The sequence below is a fragment of the Lysinibacillus sp. BNK-21 genome (assembly GCF_048684915.1).
GTDB lineage: Bacteria > Bacillota > Bacilli > Bacillales_A > Planococcaceae > Lysinibacillus > Lysinibacillus capsici.
The window spans coordinates 1,842,061-1,867,111 of sequence record NZ_JBLQTS010000001.1 but is presented as its reverse complement, the minus strand read 5'-3'; the positions used below and the strand labels follow the sequence as shown (position 1 = coordinate 1,867,111).

Sequence of the window (25,051 nt, the reverse complement as noted above, 5' to 3'; positions counted from 1 at the left end):
AAGTAAAGAAGAGGTTAAATATAATGGACAAACAATTAGAACACATACTTACATTAAGAAAAAACGGACAGCTTGAGGAAGCAAATCAATGTATGGTGGCACTGGTCAAGGAACATCCTCAAAATGCTTATTATCAATTTCAATGTGCTTGGACATTTGATTCTTTAGGGCAGGAAAAAGAGGCTGTTCCGCACTACGAAGAAGCGATAAAGTTGGGGCTAGAACCAGAAGTTTTAGTGGATGCCTATCTCGGTTTAGGGAGCACCTATCGTACTATAGGGCAATACGAGCAAGCAAAACGGATCTTTGAACAAGCCATTCAAGAGTTCCCCAAGGCTGAGCATATCAAGGTCTTCTATGCCATGACACTCTATAATCTTGGCGAACATGCAAAATCAATGGAAACATTATTGAACACGATATTACGCACAGCCAATCATCAAGGCATTCAAGATTATAAAAAAGCTATTCACTACTACAGTGATAAGCTAGATCAAACATGGTTATAAAAAACAGGCCCTATTTAGAGCCTGTTTTTAGCATTATTATATGGAAGTTTGCTTTTTGAATGTAGAAGATAACGCCACAATCAAGAATGTAAGTATACCGCTAAAGAAAAATAAATAGCTCAATGGAATTAAAAAGAAGTTTTTCTCCACTATCGTACCATCTGCTAGTATCTCATCTCCTATAAGGCCTTTTATAAATAAACATACGATCCCCATGATCATCGGAATTGTGGCAAGTAAATATTTCCCCATTATTTCTTCCTCCATTTGTTAAATCCCTGTTGTAATTGATGATAGCGTTATTTTTATTGCAAGTCAATTATTTTTTATCGAAAAACAATAAATCGTTATTGATTAACACTCCCACCTAAAAGAACAAACGTTCCCTCCTCTTTTAATTTCTTGTACGTGATTTATTATGTTTTTTGAGTAAATTTTGTGCGAGTTAGTATAAATAATTATATAAATTAATGTCGGATAATCTGTTATAATGGGCTATAAAAAACAGCTACTTTATTAAAAGTAACCGTTTTTCCATAAAATCATATTGATTGAGAAGCTTGTTGTATGAGGGCAGCGACCATTTTATCCATCTGAGCAAAGCGATCATCCTGCGTTTGTCCTTGAACATAGCGATAATAGATTTGCTGACAAATAACGGCTAATTTAAAATAAGCAAATGTACAGTAATAATGAATAGCTGACAAATCTCGCCCACTTTTCTCTGCATAACGATCAATAAATTGCTGTCGGGTATAAAAGCCTGGTAATACAGTTACTGGTGGTTCACCAAGTGCATATAATAGCATCTTCGGGTCATCCGCTTGCATCCAATAACTCATTGCTACACCAATATCAGCAAGTGGGTCCCCTACTGTTGCCATCTCCCAATCAAAAAGGCCAATCATTTCGGTATAGTCCTCAGAGAACATTGCATTATTCAATTTATAATCATAATGAATAATGGTTGCCTCATGATTGGACGGAAGATTGTTTTTTAACCACTCTGTTAACATCGCTACTTCTGCATGTTCTGCTGTTTTCGCATTTTCATAACGCTCAATCCAGCCATACACTTGTCTTTCAAGAAATCCGTCAGGCTTCACGATATCCTTTAACGGAGTGTCCTGATAAGGAATAGCATGTAATGCAACTAAAGAATCAACCATCAGTTCGGACAATTGACGTGCTAGCTCCTCTGTTGGTTCTGTGCCTTTTGGAAAATGTGTATCAAGGACGATTCCTTTTTTGCGCTCCATTAAAAAGAAATCACTACCGATAATGTCTCGATCCTCTACATAGACATATGGTTTTGGAACCGATGGTAAAAATGGATGCAGTGCCGATAAAATCGTAAATTCCCGCTTCATATCATGCGCTTTTTTGGCAACTGGTCCAAGCGGAGGACGACGTAGAACAGCTTCAAAATCAGCTATTTTTAAACAATACGTCAAATTGGAATGCCCTGCACTAAATTGTGCTATTTCAAGCTTCCCCTGTGGAAGCTCAGTGAAATAACTCTCTAAAAAGGCATGTAGTTTATCAACATCCAAACGTTCACTTGACCTTACTTGCATCGTATCCATTCTATTTCCCTCCTTAAATAATGGAGCTCATGCCCCCATCTACTACAATGACATCCCCTGTTACATAGTCCGAAGCTGGTGCTGCTAAAAATAAAGCTACGCCCTTCAAATCATTTTCGGAGCCTAAGCGTTTCAACGGTGTAACACCCATCAAATAGTCTTGTCCACGTTCGATTAAGACATTGGACATTTTCGTAGGGAAAAAACCTGGTGCAATAGCGTTGACATTGACTCCATGTGGCCCCCATTTGACGGCTAAATCCTTCGTTAAAGTAATGACAGCCCCTTTACTCGCGTTATAGGCAATCGTATCCATAAAGGCTGGTAGCGTCCCACCTAGTCCAGCAATAGAAGCAATATTAATGATTTTGCCGCTTTTCTGCTCTAGCATAATTTTGCCAACGGCTTGGCTGAATAAAAATGTCCCGTTGACATTGACATCAAATACTTTTTGCCAGGCTTCGTAGGGCATATCAATGGCAGGTGTTCCCCATGATGCGCCACTGTTATTGACTAAAATATCAATTCTACCAAATGTTGTAATCGTTTGGGCTACCACATTGGCAATATCCTCAGGCTTTGTGACATCACAGGCTAGAGCTAATGCTTGAACACCAAGCTTTTCGAGTCCTGCGGCAACCTCCTCACATGCCTCCACCTTTCGTGAGCATAAGACCACATTGGCTCCAGCCTCTGCAAATCCTTGAGCAATTTGCGCACCGAGTCCACGTCCTCCACCTGTAACAATCGCTGTTTTACCTTTTAAGCTAAATAACTCTAGGACCGTCATTTCACCAGCTCCTCTTGTTTGTTGGCATGCTTTTTCAATTCTAGTTTAGCAATGGTATTACGATGCACCTCATCTGGTCCATCCGCTAAACGTAATGTACGAGAATTCGCCCATTGTGCAGCAAGCGTAGTATCGGGACCTACCCCAGCAGCACCAAATGCTTGGATAGCTCGATCAATGACTCTGAGTGCCATATTTGGAGCAACTACCTTAATCATAGCAATTTCAGCTTTTGCCTCTTTGTTGCCTACTGTGTCCATCATATAAGCAGCCTTCAATGTTAAAAGTCTTGCTTGCTCAATATCCATCCGAGATTCTGCAATGCGCTCCCGCATTACCCCTTGATCTGCTAGTGGTCGATGAAATGCCTGTCGCGCTTGTACACGTACACACATTTCCTCTAATGCACGCTCTGCGGCACCAATAAGACGCATACAATGATGAATTCTACCTGGTCCTAGTCTGCCTTGCGCAATGGCAAAGCCTTTACCTTCACCCCATAAAATATTTTCCACCGGTACACGCACATTGGTAAATGTAACCTCACCATGTCCTTCTGGCGCATGGTCGTAGCCAAAAGCCGTTAGCATACGCTCCACTTTTACTCCTGGTGTATCCATCGGTACAAGAATCATAGACTGCTGCTCATGGATAGGAGCCGTTGTATCTTTATGCTTGCCCATAAAAATAGCCACCCTACAGCGAGGATCCCCAGCACCAGTTGTCCACCATTTATGGCCATTTAAAATGTATTCATCTCCATCGCGTTCAATGCTTGCCTCAATATTTGTAGCATCACTGGATGCAACGGCTGGCTCCGTCATCGCAAAGCAGGACCGTATTTCACCTCGTAATAATGGATCTAGCCACTGTTTTTTTTGCTGTGCCGTTCCATAGCGTACAAGTACTTCCATATTGCCTGTGTCAGGTGCATTACAGTTAAACACCTCGGGGGCCAGAAGTGAACGGCCCATGATTTCACATAAAGGTGCATATTCTAAGTTGGTTAAACCTGCCCCATATTCACTATCTGGTAAAAATAAATTCCACAAACCTGCCTGTTGCGCCTTCTGTTTCAGCTCCTCCATAATCGGTGGAATCGCTCCCCAACGATCCTCCATTGCCTCAACCTGTGCAGCATAAACGGCCTCATTTGGATAAATGTATTGCTCCATAAAATTCTTCAGCTTGTCCTGTAACTTCTCAACTTTTTCACTATAGGAAAAATTCATTAGAAGATACCCCCTTTGCTTGAACTTCGCAAAATGAATGAATGTTCATTTTCATTCTTACAATAAATGTTACCGCTATTTTTCTAGTAAAGCAATGTTCTATTTTTGAATTTTCTAATAAAAGAGAAAATTCATTACTATGGACTTACATCATTTATTTTCAAAAAACTGTACTATATCCTTAAGTAATTGTCGGATGGCTAATGGTAAATGACGGTTTTTTAAGTACACTAGATAGACATTGCGACTTAAATTCAGACCCTCTATTTCTTTTTTTACAATCGTTTTGGCAGTCGGTCCTTGCAAGTAATTTTCAGGTAATATGGTCACTCCTAAATGTTCTCGTACAAGCGATACAGCGGTTTCAAAACGCTCAATTTCAAATTGAATATTGATGTTTTTACCAGCCTGTTCAAATGACGTTAAGATATCTCGTCTTGTTTGAAAGCCCTCGGTACTAATAATAAATGGTTCTTCACAAATATCTGAGATGGTTAAAATATCCTTTTGGGCTAACGGATGATGTAAAGGTAATACTGCGACCAACCGTTCTTCATATAAAGTTTGAACTTCCAACTCTGGATCATCCATTAGCTGATTGGTGATGATTAAATGAGTTTTATAGCTTTTCAAGGATTTTTTCACCCGCTTACTACCTAAAATATCGACTAAGTGAATTTTCATGTGAGGATAGTCTTTTTTATAGTTGGCGATTACCTTTGGCAGCCAATGCTTAATAGATTCCATGACACCAATGGTGATGTCTCTCGTGCCATGAACAATCACTTCATCCATTTCGATTTTTAGCACTTCCATATTTTTTACAATAACTTTTGCTCGTTCAAAAAGTAACTCTCCAGCTTCTGTTAATTGCAGATTTCTAGTATTTCTCTCTAATAAAGGGGAGCCAATCTCTTGTTCTAATTTTTTGATCGCATTACTTAAGGAAGGCTGCGAAATATGCAGTCTTTCTGCGGCTTTTGAGAAATTCATCTGTTCTGAAACAGCGATAAAATAGTGTAATTGTTTTATGTCCACCTATAGATACCTCCCAGATTTATAGTTAAAAGCTATAGATTAATATTAATTATATATTAGTAATTATAATTATGTGAATATATAATGAATTACAACAATACTTTTTCTACAATAATATTCACAATGGGGTTGATAAGTTTATGTACACAATGACAGATCAAAAACAATGGAAAGGCCGAATAGATTCAACGACAAATACAAGCAGCTTTCGTTTACATCAACAAGTAAAAAGAGTTGCGATTAATGATGTAAGCGCTTCAGATAAGAAAAGTGCTGCTCTCGTTGGCTTTATCTGCGATGAAGGGGTACGTCGAAATCAAGGCCGTGTAGGGGCAGCAAATGGTCCAAACGCCCTACGAGAAGGCTTAGCCAGTTTACCGTGGACATTTGAGGACGATCAGCAAATTATTGATGTTGGCAATATCGTTTGTCTAAACCATGCTTTAGAGGAGGCGCAACGTGAGCTTGGTGAAGTCGTAGCAACAGTACTACAAAAAAATATATCATGTGTGGTGCTAGGTGGCGGGCATGAAACGCTGTATGGCCATTATTTAGGCGTTCGTTCTGCTCTACCAAAGGAAGCTAAAATCGGCATCATCAATATAGATGCTCACTTTGATTTACGACCATATGATGAACAACCTTCGTCAGGTACGATGTTCCGTCAAATTTTAGAGCAGGATCCACACGCTGACTATTTTGTTGTTGGTATTCAACGCTACGGCAATACAAGAGAACTTTTCGAAAAAGCTGATGAATTGAACGTGAAGTATGTTTATGAGGATCAAATGACGGTAGCCTACCAACAACAATTAACGGATGCATTACAACATTTTATGGATAAGCATGATTATATTCTTTTAACATTATGTATGGATGTATTGAATGCAGCATTTGCTCCAGGTGTAAGTGCTCCATCACCGTTTGGGCTTGACCCATCGACTGTGCGCTCCATTTTGCAACAAGTCACTTCACACCCTCACACCCATTCATTTGATATTTGTGAGGTCAATCCGTTATTAGATGAAAACGGACGTACAGTGAAATTAGGTGCCTATTTTGTATATGAGGCACTGAACAACTTACTTAGGGGGCAAGGTTCATGATCGAAATTAATCAAATTACAACGGTATTCCTAGCTGTTGCACTCTTTGCATTAGGAAGCTTTCTTATCAATAAAATAGGCTTTTTAAAGCGTTTCTGTATCCCAGCACCAGTGGTTGGTGGTTTATTGTTCGCTGCTCTTGCCACTATCTTAAAAACAACGGGTATTTTAGAAATATCACTTGATACTTCTTTACAAAGCTTATTTATGATTACTTTCTTTACGACAATTGGCTTAGGTGCAAGCTTTAAACTTGTAAAGCTCGGTGGTAAATTACTGATTATCTACTGGCTAGCATGTGGCTTCCTAGCGTTAATGCAAAATGTCATTGGGGTATCTCTGGCCTCACTTATGGGGATCCATCCTTTAATCGGTATGATGGCGGGTGCCGTTTCTATGGAGGGTGGTCATGGCGCTGCAGCTGCATTTGGCCAAACCTTAGAAGATTTAGGGATTTCTTCAGCTATGACAATTGGTGCTGCTGCCGCAACATGTGGTCTAGTTGCTGGTGGCTTAATTGGTGGTCCAATTGTCAAATATTTAGTAGGTAAATATAATTTAACACCAGATGAACAAGAATCGGAAGAAGTCCAATATGAAAATAAACATGAGCAAATTACATCGGATTCGTTCTTTACACAAGTCTTATTAATTACTTTCTGTATGGCTGTTGGTACGTACGTCGGCACACTATTCTCAGAAGCAACAGGTTTCGTTCTACCTGGCTATGTAGGAGCAATGTTTGTGGCTGTATTAGTGCGCAATATTATGGATAAATTCAAGCCTGAAGCCATTAATATGAAAAGCATCTCATTAATTGGAGATGTCACATTAGGTGTATTCCTTTCCATGGCTCTCATGAGTATTAAATTATGGGAAATTGCTGATTTGGCACTACCATTATTCATCATTGTTTTTGCGCAAGTATTCTTTATTGTTGTATTTAGTATTTTTGTGTTATTTAAATTACTTGGCAAAAACTACGATGCTGCTGTTATGGTAGCAGGTTTTGCAGGACATGGTCTAGGCGCAACACCAAATGCCATGGCTAATATGTCAGCCGTTGTGCAACGCTTCGGTCCTTCTAAAAAAGCCTTTCTTGTCGTACCGATTGTCGGCGCATTTTTAATTGACGTATTTGGGATTCCTATTATTATTACGACTATCAATTTATTTAAATAAAAAAGAGCTTTGCATTCGTTCTGAGTAGACGATTGCAAAGCTTTTCTATTATTGTAATATCTCACTTACTGTAACAAATTCATAGCCTTGTTTTTGTAAATAAAGAATAACATTTTCTAAACCATTGGCTGTCGTTTGATGGATATCGTGCATTAGAATAATACTCCCATCTTTTACAGAGGCTTTGACATACGCTAAAATTTTATCTGGATTGTGATGTTTCCAATCCAGTGTATCAATCGACCACAAAATCGAGGGGATTGTCATGACAGAACGTACTTGGTCATTGGTCGCCCCATAGGGTGGGCGGAAAACAGTTGGATACTGCCCGATGGCTGCATAAATAGCATTACTTGTGCCATTGACTTCTTGTTTAACGCCTGCTATTGATAAGGTCGTTAATTTTTTATGGCTCAAGGTATGGTTTCCGATTTCATGTCCTGCTTCATAGACTTGTTTAACGATTGCAGCATTTCTTGACACATTTTTACCTACCATAAAGAATGTAGCCTTGGCATCGTATTTCTTTAACGTTGCCAAAATTTGTGGTGTCACCTTAGCATCTGGCCCATCATCAAATGTTAAGGCTACCCGTTTTTTTGCGCCTTTCGCTACTGGCACACCTTTATTATAAACTTTATTATCTATTAACTGAATATCGGCTAGCTCAGAAGCTTTGACATACCCTTTTTGGTCGCCTGCTTCTACATAAGCCCAACCAGCAAGTGTTATGTAATACTGGACAGTTGTTTTATTGGGAAGTGTACCAAGAACTTCTCCGTTTGGACTAGCTGTTAAACGTAATTCAGCATCAGCAACAGCATTAATTTTTTTCTTCGTTGGAGCTGGTTTTTTTAATGCGTTTGTCGCTACATATCCTATCTCCTCGCCATATTGAACGAAAGACCAACCACCAGGTGCTGTGCCATATACATAAATTATTCGTCCTTCATAGAGCTGTCCTACATGCTGGGCATGTTGACTTGGGGCTGTAAATAATGTTGTACCACCCTTTTGAATCACTAGGTATCCCTCAGACTTCAACTTGACTAAAGCATCAGATGTGACATAGCCCTCCTGCTCTGGCGTTTGAATATGTGTCCAACCTTTACTTACTTTTGTTACTGAAACAAAGCTACCTTTCGAAAGTTCCCCGATCTCCGCACTATTCGTAGAAGCTTCTTCAAAAATAACCGTATCTTTGACTACCTTGTGAATCACCACTGACCCTTCAGCATTTACTGAAAGTTGCCCTGCCAAGATGCACATCATAAACGTCAAAACGATGGCAAAGGGTAAAAATTTTTTCATTGTTCTACACCGCCCTTAGATGTCTTCCATGTCTGTTTGCTAAAAAATTGCTAAGATTTAACTTTTATTATAGAGTAAACAACCCTGCCATAAAATAGTAATAATCAACTAGATTCCCTTTTACGATGCTGCTAAAATTCATATTTTAGTAAATACTTATACATTCCTCCTTCCCTTTTTACTGAGAAACTATGCATAGGTTATGATAATTAAATGATGGTGGCTTATTTTGTAGATTTTTTGTTAGCTCCTTTTTCTCATGCTGCTAAATGGCCTACGGACTTAGGTGAGTGACCTTCTCCTTACTGGGAGAGGGCTCTCACCTCTTTGAGCAGGTTCGCCACCTTTTGGAGATGGCTCCCCTCTCTTTTTGAACTGCTCCCTCACTTTTAGCAGCAGCTCTCCCCGTATTTGATGGTTCCTATAAAAAGCTGGTTATCCACCACCGAACCTCAGCTATATAATTCCCCTTTCTATTAAGACGTTAGGAACCATGAAAAAGTTGAGGTTTTTTCATTATTTTTCCTGCTATAAAGCTTCGAAGGCCGTTAGGGCATCTTCAATATGTGGGGGTGGGTTCCATATATAGCTAGGAGCATTGGTTGTAATGAATAAAAAAGATTTCCCTTCTTTCTCGATTATGGTCGCCAGACACAGTCCTGCTTCTGGGGTATAGCCTGTTTTTCCACCTATTATCGGACTGTCTAGACCCGGTAATTTTGTAAATAATGAGTTTGTGATGATTAATTGATTGGGAACATAGGTTGTGTAGTTTTTTGAGGTAAATATTTGATAAAAGGTAGGATTTTCCAATGCATATCGCAGAAGCTTGCTGATATCCCGCACGGTGGATACATGTGCCTCATCATGTAGGCCACTGGTATTAACAAAATGTGTGTCATGCATGCCTAATTCTTGCGCCTTGTTATTCATCAACGTGACAAATTTGTCCTCACTGCCAGCGACAGCATCTGCAAGTGTTCCTGTTGCATCGGCACCTGAGGCAAGGAGTGTACCATACAATAAATCCTCCATCGTGACAAAATCTCCTGCTTGAAAGCCTGCCATCGAAGCATTTTGTGCCGTATAGTTCGCAATCGTTTGAGGCTCTACAATGGTTTGTGTTTGTAAATTATCTGTCATCTCTATGGCAACAATGGCTGTCATGATCTTTGTTAAAGATGCAGGATAAATAATAGCATCCGCATTTTTTTCGTATAATACATCGCCCTGTTCATTGAGTAACAAAGCATTTTGACTATGTAATGATGGCAGTTCTAGATGCGTGAATTCATATGTTTTGCTTGTATAATAAAATAAGAAAACCATGATACAAATACAGACTACTAACATCCATTTTTTCATAAAAAACGCCTCCTACACATTATAAGAGGCGGCATTTCTGAATATTCCTTGAGAAAAATGGGATGCGCTCAAATATTTTCACAGGTAAAAATCATCATCGAAATTTGAACTAATTCTTGTAATCTCTTTATTTTTTAATTTGAACATTACATCTTGAGAAACCTCTAACTTGAGCGTCTCTTCTTTGCTTAGACTTGCATAGACGCCGCGTAAAATACGACCAGTTAAGCCATGCGAGACAATAATCACTTTTGAAAGTGGTTGAATCGTTTCAAGCAAAGCAGTTAATCTGCTTACAACAGCTTCATAGGTTTCCCCATCTGGTGCACGAAAATACCAATTGAAGGCATCTGTGTTCGTTAACAAGGCAGGCCATTGTTGCTGTATTTCCGCCATGGTTAATCCAGCCCATTGTCCCACAGCAACCTCTGTTAAACGTGGATCCTGCCTCACCTTGTTGCTGTCATAGCCCAGTGTTTCACAAAGTATGGCTGTGCTTTGCATGGCTCTTCCCATTGGGCTTGATAGGATGGTCCATTCATCTGCATCGCCAATGAGTGATTTCAGCATGCGTGCATTTTGCTGAACCTGCTCCCGACCACGCTCAGTGAGTGGTGAATCAAGCTGTCCTTGATATCTCCCTTGTGTATTATAATTTGTCTCACCATGGCGAAGTAAGTAGATCATTTGCTCCATTTTATATCCCCCATTCTGCTCCCCTTATTAAAGTAAAATTGCTGTTAAACTAACACCAGCACATAAACAAAGCTAAGAAACAAGCATAAAGGACTATACCATTTTGAATCATTTTGAGCAAATGTGGAATGCTTAATCGTTTTAAAAATACCAACATACTTAAAATCACCAATTGCTCGTAGCAAAAATACTAGCGCACAAACGATACTTCCTACTTTTGAAAAAATAGAGGCTTGAAAAAATGGCATGAAGCCTCCTTGAACAAGGTTGATACCACTTGCTAGCATCAACAGCATTGCAACAAAGAGCGTTCCCCATTTTCTAGGCGTAAAAACGGCTTGTTGGCTGCCTTCTTTCATAGGAATAACAGCTTCTGTACCCCATCGACCACCAAAGGCCCAATAAATATGTAGGATACTAATGAGCCCTAATAGTCCCACTGCGACAATTGATAAAATAAACATGTTCTACCTCCTCTTCACATTTACATACGCTACCGTATGTTCTAGCGTTAAATATAGTCCCTCAAAGCCCATGTTAGCTCCGAGAGACCTTCTTACTGTATTAACAGCTTAATCATTTTTTCGAGATCGAAATGAGGATTGGCTTCAAATCGTGTCATCCAGCCTATATAGGTTAAATATGCTAATCTTGCACGATCAGTGGATTCGTCTATGCTGATACCACTTTTTTGATAGAGTGTCGCCACACAGGCTATTCGCTGCTCCTCTATTTGAACGATACGCTTTGCGACATCTGAATCATATTTGGCCCAAGCATAAATGCCTATCTCCATCTTTTTATTTTTGTGAAAACTTATCCGTAAAAGCTGCTCTAGAGTAGCATCAACTTGCTCCATATTTTGAATAATGGCCTTTGTTGCGTGGTTTTCCCAATAGTCTAGCATGGCATCTAATAGTTGTTGACGATCAGGAAAATAATGATAAAAGCTACCTTTACTAATGTTTAATGATCGAGCAAGTGCTTCAATACGTACTTTATGAATCCCCGCTTCTGCTAATTGCTCTAGACCCGCTCTAATCCAATCCTCTTTCGTTACTTGCATAATTGCCCTCCAAAAAATACGTTAGCGTATGTTTTGTCTTATATTACCACTTTATACATCACTCATCAACTTTTATCGTTTTTATGGCGTACATTAATATGATTATTCACTGTAACATGAACTGTTACTAGTCGTGGTAAAATACATGCACACACTAAAATAAACACTAATAGCTTTTTCATGAATTTACTCCTTGTCTTAAAAAGTATTGTCAAACAACTTTTCTGCAATGCCCTGTAAAATATCCTGCTCCTCAAATGTCATGAGTTCTTCTCTCGAGATTGTTGCCTGTTGAATCAATCGGTTTGATTGGATAGTCACTAGTTTCTCAAACAAGTTTCGAATATAGCGACCATTCGAGAAATTAGGGATAGTTTCAATTGGCATATGACGTAGCTGTGTTTTCATATGTTGGGCAAATGCTTCGCCAAATTGATAATCGTTCGTTTGACAAAGCATCGCAAAAATATCATAGAGTTCATCCGTGCTAAAATTATCAAATTGTACAAAATGATTAAAGCGAGATTTAAAGCCTGGATTAGATTGTAAAAAATCTTCTATTAGCTCTGTATAGCCCGCAACAATAATTACCAAGTCATCACGTAGATCCTCCATTGCCTTTAATAAACTATCAATAGCTTCCTTCCCAAATGCATCCTGTTTATCATTTATTAATGAATAGGCTTCATCAATAAAAAGTACCCCGCCCTTTGCTTTGTTAACGACTTCCTGAACCTTTAACGCTGTTTGTCCAACATAGCCAGCGACTAAACCTGCACGATCTGTTTCCACAAAATGCCCACTTGAAAGGACGCCAAGATGCTTGTAGATTTGGCCAATAATGCGTGCCACTGTTGTTTTACCTGTGCCTGGATTGCCCGAGAAGACAAGATGATACGTAATAGGAAAGCTTGTTAAACCATGATCCACACGCAGACTTTGAATTTTAATAAAGTTTATTAAATTATGTAATTCCTTCTTTGCATTCGGAAGACCTACAAGACTATCTAATTGTTTTTGTAGCTTGGCAATCTCTTGCTCGACTTCAGGTGTAATGCGTAACCGCTCATCGTTAATAAATTCACCACTATAGATAATTTTGCCTTCTTCATTATAATAATCGCCTCGTCCATGTTTTTTGCCTTGAACGAGGTCACCAATATAGGAAGCTTGCCCATTGGCATAATAGAGCGTTCCTTGCCCTGTCATCATATCCTCTTTAAATTGCCCTTCCGCTTCTAAAATTCCATCCCTAGAATATACTTTGCCTTTACCATGCTTTAGGTCCTCAAAGAAATGACCTTCATAGTGGAGATTAGTTACACCACGTGCAAGCTCCTCAGCTGTTGGTGATTCCGTAGGGTAATATAGCTTCCCAGCCCCTTGCATATGATGCCAAATAAAATCACCCTCATATTGTAAAAATCCATTTGGAAAGTATTGCTTGCCTTTTCCCTTTTTCATGCCGTGGACAAAGTCACCCTCATACTGCGGTTGATTTAAATGTGGATACTGTGCTCGTAGTGTTTGATAAGGGCGAATTACTTCTTCTTCATAATATAAAACACCATAGCCATCCATTAAGTCATTTCGAAAATGACCTTCATAATGGATATGACCATCCTTATATAAAATGCCATGACCCTGTTTTTTATTTTGTATGAATTCACCCTGATAAATGAGTTGTCCTTTCAAATACATAATGCCATTGCCTTGCTTCATATGATTGACGAATTCACCCTCGAATAATAATTCTCCCTCTTGATCAAATAGCGAGCCTTTGCCGTCATAAATATCGTGACCGAAATCATTCTTCTTGACGCCACCTCGATACATGATGATTCCACTTGGGTAAAATAGTTCTTTTTCTTCATGATTATGTGTCATTTAATTGCCTTCCTTCATCATTTCAGTATATGCTCAATTATAGCGTGGAAAAGAATACATATGTGTGAATTTTTAGAATTTAAGGAGACAAGCATGAAAAAAAGATACAAACTACTTCTAGGCATTTTACTACCACTACTTATTCTGTATATCTCGACAATGCTGTTAACACGAGACACTGATTTTACAACAGAGGTAACAGAACGTCTCGAAATGGAGGAAATTCATGAGATTGAAATTATTCGTTCCTCAGATGAAAAAACAGTAACGATTACTGACGCAGCAGAAATCAATCAAATTATGCAGCCATTCAAGGACCTACCTTTAAAAAAGGTGTGGTTTTCGAATTCTGATTCTCATGAAGCATACTGGCTAACACTCTCAATTAATGACAACAGAGAAATTGGCTTGCGTTTAGATGATGACCAGCATTTATTCGTGTATTTATATGAGGAAAATTACATGAAAGATTATAAGCTCACTAAGGATATCGATACGACATTTATCAAACAATTGTTTCAGTAAACGTAAAAACCCGTGCATGTACGCACGGGTTTTTATATGTAACGATAATTTTGCTGCATAGCTTGTAAGGTCTCAATGATCTCTTCTCTCAGTTCAATTGGCTCTAATACCTCCATATCGGCTCCTTGACTTAACAACCACTCTTTCACGCCATATTCTAACACTTCTGCCTCAAAAACATATTCATGATTGTTTTGTGAAACTAGGTGGGCTGTTGGGAACCGACTGTAGACTATTTGAGGAGAACGGCCTTTATAGAGAAGACGGATATGAGTAAGGTCATTAGCGTCCTCTACTTGTAATGGATGGACAGATGGAAATTCAAAATGGTTAGTCATTTCACGAAAATGCTGAATACGATCCATTCTGTAAACAGTTGGGGTTTCTTGATTATCTCCTATTAAATAAAAATAATGTGTTGAAAAGATAACAGCGAGCGGCTTTAAAATTTTTGCAGTTGGAATCGCTTCACCCTCCTGTAAATAATCAATTGTAATGACCTTTCTCTTTTGAATAGCTGTTGAAATTCCCCATATCAAGGACAATAATGACTTGTTTTGATGGATATCTTCATATACAATTTTTTCATTTAATAACAGTTGATCGTCTGCTACACGTGAGAGAAGTTGATTAACGATCTCACCGATATCCGATTTTACGAGAGCTTTTGAGGCAATCAGTATTTTAACGATGACTAGTACCTGTTCTTTAGATAAACGATTGTTTTTTGTATGCATTAATTTATACACTTTTTCTGTACGTACATATTGTAAATGGTAATCTAGCTTAGCCTTTTCCAGATACGTACGAATTTCATCGATATCCCGTTGTATGGATTTTTCACCAACCTGATGTGTCAATGCTTCTTGCTTCTTGTTGATTCCTTGGCCATCCATCAATCGATCAAACATCGATAGTACGCGATAGCCTTTGCCTTGTTGTGAATCTACCATATATCCCACTCTTTCTTCTATCATGCCCAGCTTGCAGTATATTGGCCATAAATAGCCCTTCTACTGATTGCGTCCAGATTTTTTGCGAGTTGCTCAAAAAGCTCCTCTTCAAAATCTGTGACCTCCGCTTGGGCTTTTATCTTGATTCAGTTGGTGTTTTGACACCTACTCCATTTGTGCATTCATCTCATTATCTATAAACTGAATCAAGATAAAACTTCTACTTTATTGGTATAATTTGTACTATACGCATCCTATAATAAATCACCATTCAAGCAGCACAATAGACTGTATTTTTGACATAATTAACTAAAATTTTACAGCATTTTAGATGAATGTGTCACTTTTTAACCATTGAAAAAGGACTTCCATTGAATGAAAGTCCTTGTACTCTTTTATTTGAATTTTACAGCTGTTCCATATACCAATACTTCGGATGTACCATCCATGACAGATGAAGTAGCATAACGAACGCCTACAACTGCATCTGCACCTAATTGTTTGGCTTCCTCTACCATTGCCTCTGTGGCAATTTCACGAGAGCGCACAAGCATCTCCGCATACTCCTTCATTTCTCCACCGACAATATTGCGAAGACCTGCTATCATGTCACGACCAATATTTCTAGATTGAACAGAATTCCCTTTCACTAGCCCTAATGTTTCCATGATATCTTTTCCTGCCACCATGTCTGATGTAGCTAATAGCATCATGATGCCTCCCCGTTCTGTAGTTTTTGTATGGCTTTCACAGCCTCTTCAATAGAAGATGTAATCACGCCATTGCGTTTAATTAACCCCACAACAAATAAATTACGATAAACAAACTGATTCTCTAGCCCATCTCGGATCAGTGCCTCTATTTTTTGCATATTGTCCCGCCCTTGCTGACGAACATCTGTTAGCACACCAATAATGGGACGATTCAGCATCGAAAACGCACCTATCTCTGCGGCAACGCCTGAATCAATTTCCACCCCATCTAATACAGCTATCAGAACATCGCTATCCTGTAGCATCTCTAAATCTGCTTGGGCAATCGCTAAGCTATCTGCATAGGCAGATTTATCATTGATGGCCTCATTCTCCTGAGGTACATATAATGCGATGCCTGGTGCTGCCTCGCGAATAGCTGCTGCCAATTGTTCATTTACAAAACGATCGCCTAACGAAAATAACCCATTTGCTAAATATGCTTTCATGTATAAAACTCCTTAATCAATTGTTTTTTCAAATATAATTTTATGTCTGCCTTTTTCATCAATAAATGTTGATAGTATATCGAAACCATGCTTGAGGTTTGTAATGAGCATGGCTTTGAATGTATTTCTTCCATATGTACGAACTTTGTGAAAGCCTAAAGTCTTGATATGCTCATGCTGTTGTTTCATTAATTGACTTGCAATTCCCTGACCTCGATGTGCTACATGAACGCCACCCAACCAACTATAAAAAATATCATCTGGTTGTGGGTAGCCTAGTTTAAAGCCGATCAATGTGTCACCTTCCACTGCCAATATGCAAAGAAGGCCTTCTTTCTTTTCTAGCTTTTCGAGTGGCAAATTTGCTCCATCAAAAACGTGAGCGTGGATTTCTTGTAATTGTTCAAGCCAAGCATAGGGTATGCCTTCAATCCTCACAATATGCATATTCATCACCTCTGTCTGTCATTATAGCAGTTCTATAGCCTGAAGAAAAAGGTAGGCATCTGCTCCAAAAGCAATTATTATCACTGCATAAAAGTAACTATTTTCCATCTAAGCTATTTTCGACACCCACCAAATTCAGTATACTTGACCAAAATACAAAACAATAGCTAGGAGGAAATTCGATTGACACCATTTACTAGTTGGTTAACGAATTCATTGCGCCCCTATTTCGGCCTACATACTTTAGAAGCACATTGGGAAACGATTCCGATTCGAGAGGATTATTTTATTTGCCTTGAAGGCGATCTCATTAAAAAAAGAATTTTCGTGAATGAGCATAGCTACCAAGAAGCGGATGTCGACATTTTAACACGTAATCGTGAAGTCATTGTCCCTCAAACCGCGCGTGGAAAAGAAAAGAAATTGAATTATACCAATATCTCCGCTGTGAAAGCTGCAGGCGTTGTTTTTTCTGCTGGTCTGGGTAATGAAAACCATCCATCTAGCTATATCACAGCTCGTAACACTAAAACATATTACCAGCTACCATTAACAGGCTTTGAGCATTTAACGACTAAGTCGGCTCTCTTGAATTGGTTAGAGCAATTTCCCTCCCAGCTTCCTGCTGATTACTCAGACAAGCTAGAAAAGCTAACCAAGATGAAAAGTCTACGCTATAAGACTGTGCCAGGTGATATTTTTCGTGTAGAAATCGATTTATTTGTAGATGGCTATGTGCTTGTCATTGGCGATTTACGTCAAATGCAAAAGGATCATCTTTTTGGAGAAGATAGTATTTGGCATAATGTAATGACAATGCCATTGTTTGTACGGCCCTATTTGTTGACAACGACAGAGCGCCTGCCTTCTCTTGAGGAAATCATATCTGCTCCATTGGCCCCTCAAACCCATATTGTGATGGATGACCATTTTATGCGAGGATGCTATGAAAAGATAGGCCATAAAATGTTAACAGAATCCGATATTGTATTTCCAATGGGCTATGGCGTGACACTAAACTATGGGAAAGAGCCTCGATATCGTCTATCCTGGGGGACAGGAACAATTAGTAAACCTGCACCTTCCACCTCCTATCAAACAGCTAGCCGTTTTACCAATCATGGTGTCTATGCAGGCGTTGCCAGTGATTGGTTGAAGCAAGAGGAAGGAATTGTAACAGAGTCGCTAGATCATCCACACTTCCGCGAAGATCGTCAGCGGGCACTCGCTGAATTTAGTTTTCCAGATGATATCTCCTACGATGACTTTAATCGCCAAACGGGTGGATTGACCCGCACCCAATATATTCATTACCTCAATAAAACCTATCATCGTACACAAAAAAAATAGAGGGAGCTTCTAGATGCTCCCCCTCCACTTTTTCATCGATGGTTGATTTCATCCAATAATTACTTATAATATAGAGATATCATTAACCAACTTCCATCACTAGAGGTGCATTTTGTATGTATTTTGGCATTATTCCACTGATTCTTTTCATCGTTTTTCTTATTTCTTACTTCAAAGACCCAAGAAAAATGATCAACGGACTATTATTTAATCTATTTGTCTGTTCATTTCTGCTATTCTGCGTCATTCTATCTTTAGCATCTGACCATTACTTTTTAAGGCTTATTGTCATTATTCCACTGATTGCTCTTTTCATTTTAATTCCTTTTGGTATTGTGGCTTTAATGTTTGGTTTATTTTTAAATGCGAGAGTATTAATGAAGCGAGAAGGTAGACGTTTAGCCAATTCCTTAACATTACTTGTGGCGATTGGCATTTTACTTTTTATCCTATTACCGATTATCAATCCAGCGAGTTTGTTTTCAGTCCACCTCCAGCCCATTTTTGGTGGAATTTCACTCATTACGTTTTATTTTTTTATCCATTTATCCAATTTTTTATCTGCTTATTTTCTCTACCAATTCAATCGCCCTCGATTGAATCAAGATTTTATTATTGTACTAGGCAGTGGATTAATTAATGATAAGGTGCCTCCACTTTTAGCTAGTAGAATTCAAAAGGCAATTGACTTCTATCATAAGCAAGCAGCAGTGACTACTCCACCTACCATTATTTTCTCTGGTGGACAAGGTCCTGATGAAAATCTACCCGAAGCTGAAGCGATGCAACGATATGCAATAGAAAAAGGCATTCCCATTGAGCATACACTTCAGGAGAACCGCTCTGTGAATACCTATCAAAATATGTTATTTTCTAAGCAGCTCATGGATGATCGGAAACAGGGTGAGGCCTATAACAGTATTTTCACCACGAATAATTTCCATCTTTTTCGTGCGGGTATTTATGCAAGACTTGCGGGCTTAGATAGTCAGGGCATTGGCTCTAAGACAGCCTTTTATTATTGGCCAAATGCGATGATTCGTGAATATGTAGCGATTGTTGTAATGGCACGAAAACGACATATGAAAATGATTGGACCTATTGTAATCATTTCGATTGCGCTATCTCTATTCAGCTTTTTCTTTGTATAGGTTCTAGGAAATGGATTCGTACACTTTTTATAGAAAGTGTTACGAATCCTTTTTGATGCTATCATACCCAAAATTTCTTCAGCTGTTGTTCATATAATGTCTCATAGTAAAGTTTTCGAGGATAGCGTTGTTCTTGTAATACCTGATAGAGAATGGATTGACCTTCCTCATAGCGAATCCCCTCATCACAATTATCAAATAGTTTTCGTGTCAGCTGTCTTACTAGGTGAACATCTTTTGTGTTCACTCTCCAGCCAAATTGAATTAAATCCAGCTGATCGAGCGGATCTCGATAAGTATCAAGTACCACACAGACATGTGGTTGCTGCTTATTCGCAAATACTAAAACATGTCCTGTATGAATGGATTGACCAAAATAACGTTCGTAAATCTCTGCTATCGGTACTTGGATTTCAAGCACATCCATGATCGTCTGTAAAGTTGGATGTGCTATATAGTCATCACTTGTCTCATCTGGATATTCAACCAACTCCATGATGGAAGCCATCATCCAAAAATCATAGGTCATTTCCAATCACTCCATTTATTTTTATTGTGGCAAACGGTTAATCGCTTGTTCCACCGTCTGAATAAGATAGGCTAAGTTGGACTGCCATTCTGGCCAACTCTTGGACTCTTGCCATAATTCTACAATCTCTCTACTACCATGTTGATCAGGTACTTCATCTCTAATGTCCTGTAAATACCGCAATATAAATGTCAAAGAGCTTTCATCTACTACCCATTGTATTTGTTCATCCTTACTTTCTTGACCATAAATGGTTCCTGTATCCAGATATTGACTATAAAGCTCTGCCAAAGCCAGGGCACTTATATCGTAGAAAAAATCTATATCCTCCAATGTTTTACCAAAAAAGCCTTGCTGTTTCATAGCCTGTACAATATCCGATAATGTTAGCTGATTGGATTCCTTATGCTGTTCCATAAACTCCCGCAAAAACGCCACTACATCTAAACCTTCATCACTTTCCAATGCTTTGTATCCCCAAGCCCCCATCTTACTGCACCTCTCTTTCTTATTCTAGTAAAGCTCTGGTAAAAGTAAAATCTGCACGCATGACCATGACAGCTGTTCATTATAGTAGCCGCTCTTAAAATTCCTTTGCTATATCAATAATCCTCAGCTTTATAGGTAGGAGCCAAAGTAAAACTTCATCTTTTCCTGTGAATAGCCATCCTGTCCTCTCCAAGTCGCCATTGACATAAAATCAGTTCCACGTCCACGCTCCTTGCGATAATCATCCTTTGATACGAGTAGTCCCGCATAACCCCAGATTTCCATGACCACATCTCGTTCATGTTGATTGGACTTGAAAACATCTTTCCAGCGCTTTTCAAGCTGTCTAGCTGCATCTGTGTCGTTACAGGATTCTATTGCTGCTACCATCTGTTGTAAGATGGCTACGTCATCCTCACTTACATTCAATGCTTCTTGTTCTTTCACTAGGCATTCTAAGTCTAGTAAACAATAGATGAGCCAATTGAGGCGAACCCCTCCCCACTTGATGCGTTCAAAATTAAGCACATTTAAATCTTCATTGACATACGTATCATTGGACATGATTTTCTGCTCATTACAGTAGCCACAGCCACTATAGGAGACCAATGCCACAGGTTGTTCATCATACGTATGCATTGGTAAATCATGCGTAAGAGCCCAGCTCGATAAGGCACTGCGTAAATGTACTTTGCGCGTCGATAAGCTATGCAAAAATGCCTTTACCACAAGCTCCTTTGTTAAGAATTTCTCATGAAGCTGTCGCAATCTTTGTACACATTCATCATGGGAAATCGTTAATCGATCAAACATCAAGCCCTTACTTTTAGCATATTGAAAATCTTCTTCTGTATAGGTATAACCACCTGAACGCCATCCACCAGATTGCCAATAGGTTTGCATTAATATTTTCCTTGCTTTTTGGTCCATTATTCTCTCCTCGCTAGCTAGCACTTTAATTTTTCTTGTAAGGTTAGTGCCATCTCTTTCCATGGTCGCTTCCAATCGGAACTCGCTATCTCTTCCTCTGTTAGTGCTAACCAATATTCTCCTTCCATTAGCTCAAACATGTCTATCATGGTAATAGGGGCACAAACTGGATTAGCTAATGCTGCGAGCATAGGCTCGGGGCCATCATCCCAGTTATAGCTATTGACAATGGCATGTAAAATAACAGCTGATGATACCTTGCTTATGCGCTGGCACATTGTATTGAGAGAATCCTCGTATAAAATGGCATCAGCTTGCTGTTGTTCTTCTGCATTCAAAGTTAGACGGATTGCACCTGGTGTATCTACCAATAAATCAGCTATTCTTGCATGCTCCCTTGCCGCAAACCAAGCTGTAGCGGTAATCCCCTCTGGCTCAGATAAATTTACACCCTTTGCAAGTAGTAAAGAAATCACTTCTTTCTGCTTAAACTTTACCGCTTTTTTAAGTGCTGTATCACCAAGCTTATCTCGTGCCTCCAAGTCTATATGCTGTGCCAAAAGAAGCTTGATTCCTTCATGTGGCATTCGATTTGTTATAAAAAGCATTAATGGTGTTCTCCCACGTGCTTCTCGCTCATTTACATCTAATTTACTAATGGCCTCACGAACGACCTCTAAATCCTTGGATTTACTCACTTCCGTCCATTCCATTCGTCTACCCCCTTCAGGAATCCATCCATTGCAGTAATTTCTCAAGTTCATCCCTTATTGGTGCTGATTCTTGCTTTAGTCGCTGAGCAAGCTTCTTGGAACTACCGAATATTCGATATAAAACAAATGGACGCTGATAATCTGCTTTCTTTTCAAGTTCTTGTCCGAGTGCCACGAGCAAATCTAAATCCATGATGTCAATGTTCTTTATTGGCTTAGCTGATTCACTTGCACCAAGTAAAATAGCTACAAACACAGGCATCATCTCTACTGATAAGCCATGTGCTTCAAGAAAGGCTTCCGCATAAGCATCTTGCACGGATTGATGCTCTGTATCAACGAGTAACATATATCGTTGAACAAGTGGAAAATAATCCTTGCTATAAAGTCCTAATCCAAAAACCGCATAGGTGCTGGGCATAGCTGATTTTTCACTCGGCTCAACATCCTGATACCAAGCAAATTCCTCCATAGCAAGCTGGGCATAGTCCGCTAATAAAGGGAAAAGATTTGGATATTGTAGGCAATTGGCGAAAAATTGATGAAGCTTTGATTTAGCTAACTTTTTAATAGGAAGATAATTTTTCGCTTTACTCTTTAAAGTCAGCTTATAGCCCTTTGGAAAACCTTCTTGTAGCAGTTGAATGATATAGTAAAGGGCTTCACGATAAGCGTTTTCCTCTTCTACCATCACTCGTATATCAATCGTTTGTAAAATATCATTTGCCTGTCCTTCGAATACATCCCGCTTTCTTATACTTTCAAAACGACCGCTTCCTTTTTCCAAATAATTAGCTGCCTGCAGCGAGCCAAGCTGCTTCGCAAGTTCCAAGTATTCTAATCGAGTGGCTGGCTCTTTTTGACCAATCTTCAACGCGACATAAAGAAAGAAATCTAGTTTTTCCTGCTCTAGTTGTTGTACCGAGTCCTCTGTTTTCAATACCCACTCTTTCCTATAATCACCTGCTTGTTCAAAATAGTGCGTTAAAAAATGCTCCTCTGCCCACTGCTTAAAGGCCATTGTATAATAATAAATCCATTTGTCTAAACGTTCTTTATTCGCCCGATGCTTTTCTTGAAGCCGATGAATAAGTGGTTCGACTTCCTCAGCTGTTTGATGGAAAAAATGTGGATTGACTAAATGCTTCGCAAGGAAAAATTCATCATTGTCACTTGGCCTAACTGGTAGCTCTGCCATCACCTTTGTTTCTATAAAGCTTGCCAGCACTTGTTTCGTTGACGCTAGTTTACGATTATTCAACAGCTCCTTTTGATAATGAAGCACCGTTTTATCATGTTCAAATTCCAGCACAACCTCAAAGCGGTAATCAAAAAATCGGGGACCGTATTGCTCAGATTGAAATACTTCCTCTGTTTTAGTACATAAAGCACTAAAAAGCTCTTCAATATGCTGGACATCTGTAAATTCTTGTATGTATGAACCCGCTTCCACCTTATAGGAGCTATCACTCCAACTAAATGGCTCATAAACATCTATAAAGATTGTGCCATTAGGACTTTTTCCTTTTTTCCAGGCAACTTTCAAATATTGAAGGATGCCTGCTTGTAACCTACTTTGCTCTTTCAGCCCTGTTATTCGTTTACTCTCTTGTTGATAAACAGCCGTGATTTGCTCCCACACAGCCGCTAGAAAATGCTCTACACACTGCTTCACTTTACATCCTCCCTTTCTATGGATTAGAGAAAAATCTCCCGCTAAAGCCTTAGCGAGAGATCCATCTTATCCGATTGTTTTCACAACCGCTCCTTCTTGATTTTTAATATGTGTCTTCAAAATTTGAAAACTTACACCAACTAAAGAAGAAATAGTGAATTGACTTTCTTGCGGTATCAGCCTCTGACTTAATTCTTCTACCGCTGCCTTGTTCAATGTGATCGTAATCTCTTGACCATTCTCTGAATAACCTACCTGAGGGCCTGCTTTAAATATTATCGTTATTTGTTGACCGACTAAGGTAAGATCTTTATCTTTCAGAATACGTCCACGTAATAATTTACTAATGACAGCTGCTTGCTTTGCTCCAAGTTGAACAACATTAGACGGTTTGTTAAACCAGCTCTTTTTTTCTACTTCCCAAGCAAGTTGATCTACGAAAAGAAACCCCGTATTAGAGCCATCTTCTTCCATTCCTCGCACAACTGCCTCGGCAACTTCAGGATTTTGTAGGAGAGAAGTTCTTGTTAAATCCGTAGTATAGCTTGGTATTTGCTTCATGCCAGCCTGTAGTACACCAAGTGTATTCCATGTCTGCATCGCTTCTAACTCATCCTCTGAAATACCGACCATTTGGATAAACTCCATCTTGCCATTTGGTGTATCGATTTCAGCAAGCTCTGGATCATGTGTAAAGGCTAGTGCCGTTAATTGTGTGTCGGCATCGAGGCAAATCGGACCATTTGCATCCAAATAATCTCCCGCTCTAAAAACATTACCACTATTAAACACATATCTGCCCATATTCTGTAGTAAATTCAATGCCCAGGCAGGTGGCTCGTCCTCATCTAGTTGACGTACTAGTCGAAATGTTAATTCAAATCCATATCCACTATAGTCCTTGTTTTCAAATTCCTTTTCATATAGTTCCGAGAAGCCATATGTAACAAAATGCCAATGCGGAATGGATGTTTCGCTTTTATAAACACTAATTCCATCTAAAGGATCTTGTCCTCCCAGTGAATAGGGAATCAAAGTTCCATAATGCTTTGGCTCCTGCTCACCATATACCTGTGCTAATGCCTGATCAATCGCATCCCAGCCAACTGCTGCTATTTCATCACTCATTTCCATATCCTCCTTGCTGATATCACTCGTAGAACGTACGTATCTATTATTTATGATAGCAATTTTATGGTGACTCTTTTAACAGGAATAGGACTCATTTTCCAGTTTCCAGCAACTAGGTTTATTGACATTCTATATGGGGTAAATATGACTAATATTGATGACGCCTTAGCGTAATTGCGTTCATTTTTTT

27 protein-coding genes are annotated in these 25,051 nt (G+C 39.1%); 6 read left to right on the top strand and 21 right to left on the bottom strand.

Annotated elements, in window-relative coordinates; all coding sequences use genetic code 11:
* Nucleotides 1-23: 23 nt before the first annotated feature.
* Nucleotides 24-509, top strand: coding sequence for a tetratricopeptide repeat protein (locus tag ACMGGO_RS09425; protein WP_112118482.1), 486 nt, complete (start codon nt 24-26; stop codon nt 507-509).
* A gap of 36 nt (nt 510-545) precedes the next feature.
* Here ACMGGO_RS09425 and ACMGGO_RS09420 read toward each other — a convergent pair whose 3' ends face one another.
* From ACMGGO_RS09420 to ACMGGO_RS09400, 5 genes are all read right to left on the bottom strand, one after another.
* A complete protein-coding gene (locus ACMGGO_RS09420; protein WP_244205579.1) occupies nt 546-761 on the bottom strand; it encodes a DUF3955 domain-containing protein in 216 nt (71 codons plus the stop codon).
* A gap of 290 nt (nt 762-1,051) precedes the next feature.
* On the bottom strand, nt 1,052-2,095 hold the full coding sequence (locus ACMGGO_RS09415) for a phosphotransferase family protein (RefSeq protein ID WP_333880336.1): 1,044 nt from the start codon (nt 2,093-2,095) through the stop codon (nt 1,052-1,054).
* 13 nt (nt 2,096-2,108) lie between these two features.
* Complete coding sequence (locus ACMGGO_RS09410; RefSeq protein WP_048392531.1) at nt 2,109-2,885, bottom strand: SDR family oxidoreductase; 777 nt, start codon at nt 2,883-2,885, stop codon at nt 2,109-2,111.
* Nucleotides 2,882-4,117 (bottom strand): acyl-CoA dehydrogenase family protein, encoded by a 1,236-nt coding sequence (locus ACMGGO_RS09405; RefSeq protein ID WP_103118285.1) that lies wholly within the window; start codon nt 4,115-4,117, stop codon nt 2,882-2,884. Before ACMGGO_RS09405 ends, ACMGGO_RS09410 begins: the two co-directional genes overlap by 4 nt.
* 150 nt (nt 4,118-4,267) lie before the next feature.
* Nucleotides 4,268-5,155: a LysR family transcriptional regulator gene (locus tag ACMGGO_RS09400; protein WP_103118286.1), complete on the bottom strand. Its 888-nt coding sequence runs from the start codon at nt 5,153-5,155 to the stop codon at nt 4,268-4,270.
* Nucleotides 5,156-5,295: 140 nt separating this feature from the next.
* Here ACMGGO_RS09400 and hutG point away from each other — a divergent pair, with 140 nt between their 5' ends.
* Nucleotides 5,296-6,261: a formimidoylglutamase gene (gene hutG / locus ACMGGO_RS09395; protein ID WP_054550383.1), complete on the top strand. Its 966-nt coding sequence runs from the start codon at nt 5,296-5,298 to the stop codon at nt 6,259-6,261.
* The gene (gltS, locus tag ACMGGO_RS09390) at nt 6,258-7,442 is read left to right on the top strand and encodes a sodium/glutamate symporter (RefSeq protein WP_016993292.1); all 1,185 of its coding nucleotides are present in this window, start codon (nt 6,258-6,260) and stop codon (nt 7,440-7,442) included. Before hutG ends, gltS begins: the two co-directional genes overlap by 4 nt.
* 48 nt (nt 7,443-7,490) lie before the next feature.
* Here gltS and ACMGGO_RS09385 read toward each other — a convergent pair whose 3' ends face one another.
* The 6 genes from ACMGGO_RS09385 to ACMGGO_RS09360 all read right to left on the bottom strand — a co-directional run bounded on the left by ACMGGO_RS09385 (nt 7,491) and on the right by ACMGGO_RS09360 (nt 13,767).
* On the bottom strand, nt 7,491-8,753 hold the full coding sequence (locus ACMGGO_RS09385) for a polysaccharide deacetylase family protein (RefSeq protein ID WP_420281827.1): 1,263 nt from the start codon (nt 8,751-8,753) through the stop codon (nt 7,491-7,493).
* 528 nt (nt 8,754-9,281) lie between these two features.
* Complete coding sequence (locus ACMGGO_RS09380; RefSeq protein ID WP_115673283.1) at nt 9,282-10,118, bottom strand: D-alanyl-D-alanine carboxypeptidase family protein; 837 nt, start codon at nt 10,116-10,118, stop codon at nt 9,282-9,284.
* Between the two features lie 78 nt (nt 10,119-10,196).
* The gene (locus tag ACMGGO_RS09375) at nt 10,197-10,814 is read right to left on the bottom strand and encodes a histidine phosphatase family protein (RefSeq protein ID WP_016993289.1); all 618 of its coding nucleotides are present in this window, start codon (nt 10,812-10,814) and stop codon (nt 10,197-10,199) included.
* 44 nt (nt 10,815-10,858) lie between these two features.
* Nucleotides 10,859-11,278, bottom strand: a complete 420-nt coding sequence (locus ACMGGO_RS09370; RefSeq protein WP_420281826.1) for a DUF3995 domain-containing protein — start codon at nt 11,276-11,278, stop codon at nt 10,859-10,861.
* Between the two features lie 92 nt (nt 11,279-11,370).
* Nucleotides 11,371-11,880 (bottom strand): TetR/AcrR family transcriptional regulator, encoded by a 510-nt coding sequence (locus ACMGGO_RS09365; RefSeq protein WP_279495226.1) that lies wholly within the window; start codon nt 11,878-11,880, stop codon nt 11,371-11,373.
* Nucleotides 11,881-12,078: 198 nt separating this feature from the next.
* Nucleotides 12,079-13,767: an AAA family ATPase gene (locus ACMGGO_RS09360; protein ID WP_416141790.1), complete on the bottom strand. Its 1,689-nt coding sequence runs from the start codon at nt 13,765-13,767 to the stop codon at nt 12,079-12,081.
* A gap of 93 nt (nt 13,768-13,860) precedes the next feature.
* On the opposite strand from ACMGGO_RS09360, the gene ACMGGO_RS09355 reads away from it, so the two are divergent.
* Nucleotides 13,861-14,292 carry a hypothetical protein gene (locus ACMGGO_RS09355; protein ID WP_048392515.1) on the top strand — a complete coding sequence of 144 codons (432 nt, stop codon included), beginning with the start codon at nt 13,861-13,863 and terminating at the stop codon, nt 14,290-14,292.
* Nucleotides 14,293-14,324: 32 nt separating this feature from the next.
* On the opposite strand, the gene ACMGGO_RS09350 is transcribed toward ACMGGO_RS09355, so the two are convergent.
* The 4 genes from ACMGGO_RS09350 to ACMGGO_RS09335 form a co-directional block, all read right to left on the bottom strand.
* Nucleotides 14,325-15,245, bottom strand: coding sequence for a helix-turn-helix transcriptional regulator (locus ACMGGO_RS09350; protein WP_420281824.1), 921 nt, complete (start codon nt 15,243-15,245; stop codon nt 14,325-14,327).
* A gap of 395 nt (nt 15,246-15,640) precedes the next feature.
* On the bottom strand, nt 15,641-15,955 hold the full coding sequence (locus ACMGGO_RS09345) for a YbjQ family protein (RefSeq protein WP_004225046.1): 315 nt from the start codon (nt 15,953-15,955) through the stop codon (nt 15,641-15,643).
* The gene (locus ACMGGO_RS09340) at nt 15,955-16,446 is read right to left on the bottom strand and encodes a nucleoside 2-deoxyribosyltransferase (RefSeq protein WP_115673287.1); all 492 of its coding nucleotides are present in this window, start codon (nt 16,444-16,446) and stop codon (nt 15,955-15,957) included. The genes ACMGGO_RS09345 and ACMGGO_RS09340 overlap by 1 nt, the downstream gene beginning before the upstream one ends.
* Nucleotides 16,447-16,458: 12 nt before the next feature.
* On the bottom strand, nt 16,459-16,893 hold the full coding sequence (locus ACMGGO_RS09335; RefSeq protein ID WP_420281823.1) for a GNAT family N-acetyltransferase: 435 nt from the start codon (nt 16,891-16,893) through the stop codon (nt 16,459-16,461).
* A 183-nt stretch (nt 16,894-17,076) separates the two neighbouring features.
* Between ACMGGO_RS09335 and ACMGGO_RS09330 the strand changes: the two genes are divergently transcribed.
* Nucleotides 17,077-18,243: an immunity 26/phosphotriesterase HocA family protein gene (locus tag ACMGGO_RS09330; RefSeq protein ID WP_259419599.1), complete on the top strand. Its 1,167-nt coding sequence runs from the start codon at nt 17,077-17,079 to the stop codon at nt 18,241-18,243.
* 116 nt (nt 18,244-18,359) lie between these two features.
* Nucleotides 18,360-19,394 (top strand): YdcF family protein, encoded by a 1,035-nt coding sequence (locus ACMGGO_RS09325; RefSeq protein WP_048392508.1) that lies wholly within the window; start codon nt 18,360-18,362, stop codon nt 19,392-19,394.
* A gap of 61 nt (nt 19,395-19,455) precedes the next feature.
* On the opposite strand, the gene ACMGGO_RS09320 is transcribed toward ACMGGO_RS09325, so the two are convergent.
* The 6 genes from ACMGGO_RS09320 to ACMGGO_RS09295 all read right to left on the bottom strand — a co-directional run bounded on the left by ACMGGO_RS09320 (nt 19,456) and on the right by ACMGGO_RS09295 (nt 24,858).
* Nucleotides 19,456-19,923 carry a hypothetical protein gene (locus tag ACMGGO_RS09320; protein ID WP_103118297.1) on the bottom strand — a complete coding sequence of 156 codons (468 nt, stop codon included), beginning with the start codon at nt 19,921-19,923 and terminating at the stop codon, nt 19,456-19,458.
* A 21-nt stretch (nt 19,924-19,944) separates the two neighbouring features.
* Complete coding sequence (locus ACMGGO_RS09315) at nt 19,945-20,412, bottom strand: DUF4259 domain-containing protein (RefSeq protein WP_259419601.1); 468 nt, start codon at nt 20,410-20,412, stop codon at nt 19,945-19,947.
* Between the two features lie 129 nt (nt 20,413-20,541).
* Nucleotides 20,542-21,342 (bottom strand): hypothetical protein, encoded by an 801-nt coding sequence (locus ACMGGO_RS09310; protein WP_259419602.1) that lies wholly within the window; start codon nt 21,340-21,342, stop codon nt 20,542-20,544.
* A gap of 17 nt (nt 21,343-21,359) precedes the next feature.
* Nucleotides 21,360-22,055 carry a DUF4274 domain-containing protein gene (locus ACMGGO_RS09305; protein ID WP_259951133.1) on the bottom strand — a complete coding sequence of 232 codons (696 nt, stop codon included), beginning with the start codon at nt 22,053-22,055 and terminating at the stop codon, nt 21,360-21,362.
* 13 nt (nt 22,056-22,068) lie between these two features.
* Entirely contained in the window at nt 22,069-23,730 is a 1,662-nt protein-coding gene (locus tag ACMGGO_RS09300; RefSeq protein WP_387254441.1) for a DUF6138 family protein, read from the bottom strand.
* A 66-nt stretch (nt 23,731-23,796) separates the two neighbouring features.
* Nucleotides 23,797-24,858: a suppressor of fused domain protein gene (locus ACMGGO_RS09295; RefSeq protein WP_420281822.1), complete on the bottom strand. Its 1,062-nt coding sequence runs from the start codon at nt 24,856-24,858 to the stop codon at nt 23,797-23,799.
* Nucleotides 24,859-25,051: the final 193 nt, after the last annotated feature.

Coding starts and splice junctions, on each gene's coding strand:
- ACMGGO_RS09360 (WP_416141790.1), bottom strand. CDS start 13,767: ATGACACATAATCATGAAGAAAAAGAACTATTTTACCCAAGTGGAATC.
- ACMGGO_RS09385 (WP_420281827.1), bottom strand. CDS start 8,753: ATGAAAAAATTTTTACCCTTTGCCATCGTTTTGACGTTTATGATGTGC.
- ACMGGO_RS09375 (WP_016993289.1), bottom strand. CDS start 10,814: ATGGAGCAAATGATCTACTTACTTCGCCATGGTGAGACAAATTATAAT.
- ACMGGO_RS09410 (WP_048392531.1), bottom strand. CDS start 2,885: ATGACGGTCCTAGAGTTATTTAGCTTAAAAGGTAAAACAGCGATTGTT.
- hutG (WP_054550383.1), top strand. CDS start 5,296: ATGTACACAATGACAGATCAAAAACAATGGAAAGGCCGAATAGATTCA.
- ACMGGO_RS09340 (WP_115673287.1), bottom strand. CDS start 16,446: ATGAAAGCATATTTAGCAAATGGGTTATTTTCGTTAGGCGATCGTTTT.
- ACMGGO_RS09380 (WP_115673283.1), bottom strand. CDS start 10,118: ATGAAAAAATGGATGTTAGTAGTCTGTATTTGTATCATGGTTTTCTTA.
- ACMGGO_RS09415 (WP_333880336.1), bottom strand. CDS start 2,095: ATGGATACGATGCAAGTAAGGTCAAGTGAACGTTTGGATGTTGATAAA.
- ACMGGO_RS09325 (WP_048392508.1), top strand. CDS start 18,360: ATGTATTTTGGCATTATTCCACTGATTCTTTTCATCGTTTTTCTTATT.
- ACMGGO_RS09335 (WP_420281823.1), bottom strand. CDS start 16,893: ATGCATATTGTGAGGATTGAAGGCATACCCTATGCTTGGCTTGAACAA.
- ACMGGO_RS09420 (WP_244205579.1), bottom strand. CDS start 761: ATGGGGAAATATTTACTTGCCACAATTCCGATGATCATGGGGATCGTA.
- ACMGGO_RS09370 (WP_420281826.1), bottom strand. CDS start 11,278: ATGTTTATTTTATCAATTGTCGCAGTGGGACTATTAGGGCTCATTAGT.
- ACMGGO_RS09315 (WP_259419601.1), bottom strand. CDS start 20,412: ATGGGGGCTTGGGGATACAAAGCATTGGAAAGTGATGAAGGTTTAGAT.
- ACMGGO_RS09365 (WP_279495226.1), bottom strand. CDS start 11,880: ATGCAAGTAACGAAAGAGGATTGGATTAGAGCGGGTCTAGAGCAATTA.
- ACMGGO_RS09295 (WP_420281822.1), bottom strand. CDS start 24,858: ATGAGTGATGAAATAGCAGCAGTTGGCTGGGATGCGATTGATCAGGCA.
- ACMGGO_RS09425 (WP_112118482.1), top strand. CDS start 24: ATGGACAAACAATTAGAACACATACTTACATTAAGAAAAAACGGACAG.
- ACMGGO_RS09350 (WP_420281824.1), bottom strand. CDS start 15,245: ATGGTAGATTCACAACAAGGCAAAGGCTATCGCGTACTATCGATGTTT.
- gltS (WP_016993292.1), top strand. CDS start 6,258: ATGATCGAAATTAATCAAATTACAACGGTATTCCTAGCTGTTGCACTC.
- ACMGGO_RS09310 (WP_259419602.1), bottom strand. CDS start 21,342: ATGGACCAAAAAGCAAGGAAAATATTAATGCAAACCTATTGGCAATCT.
- ACMGGO_RS09320 (WP_103118297.1), bottom strand. CDS start 19,923: ATGACCTATGATTTTTGGATGATGGCTTCCATCATGGAGTTGGTTGAA.
- ACMGGO_RS09355 (WP_048392515.1), top strand. CDS start 13,861: ATGAAAAAAAGATACAAACTACTTCTAGGCATTTTACTACCACTACTT.
- ACMGGO_RS09345 (WP_004225046.1), bottom strand. CDS start 15,955: ATGCTATTAGCTACATCAGACATGGTGGCAGGAAAAGATATCATGGAA.
- ACMGGO_RS09405 (WP_103118285.1), bottom strand. CDS start 4,117: ATGAATTTTTCCTATAGTGAAAAAGTTGAGAAGTTACAGGACAAGCTG.
- ACMGGO_RS09305 (WP_259951133.1), bottom strand. CDS start 22,055: ATGGAATGGACGGAAGTGAGTAAATCCAAGGATTTAGAGGTCGTTCGT.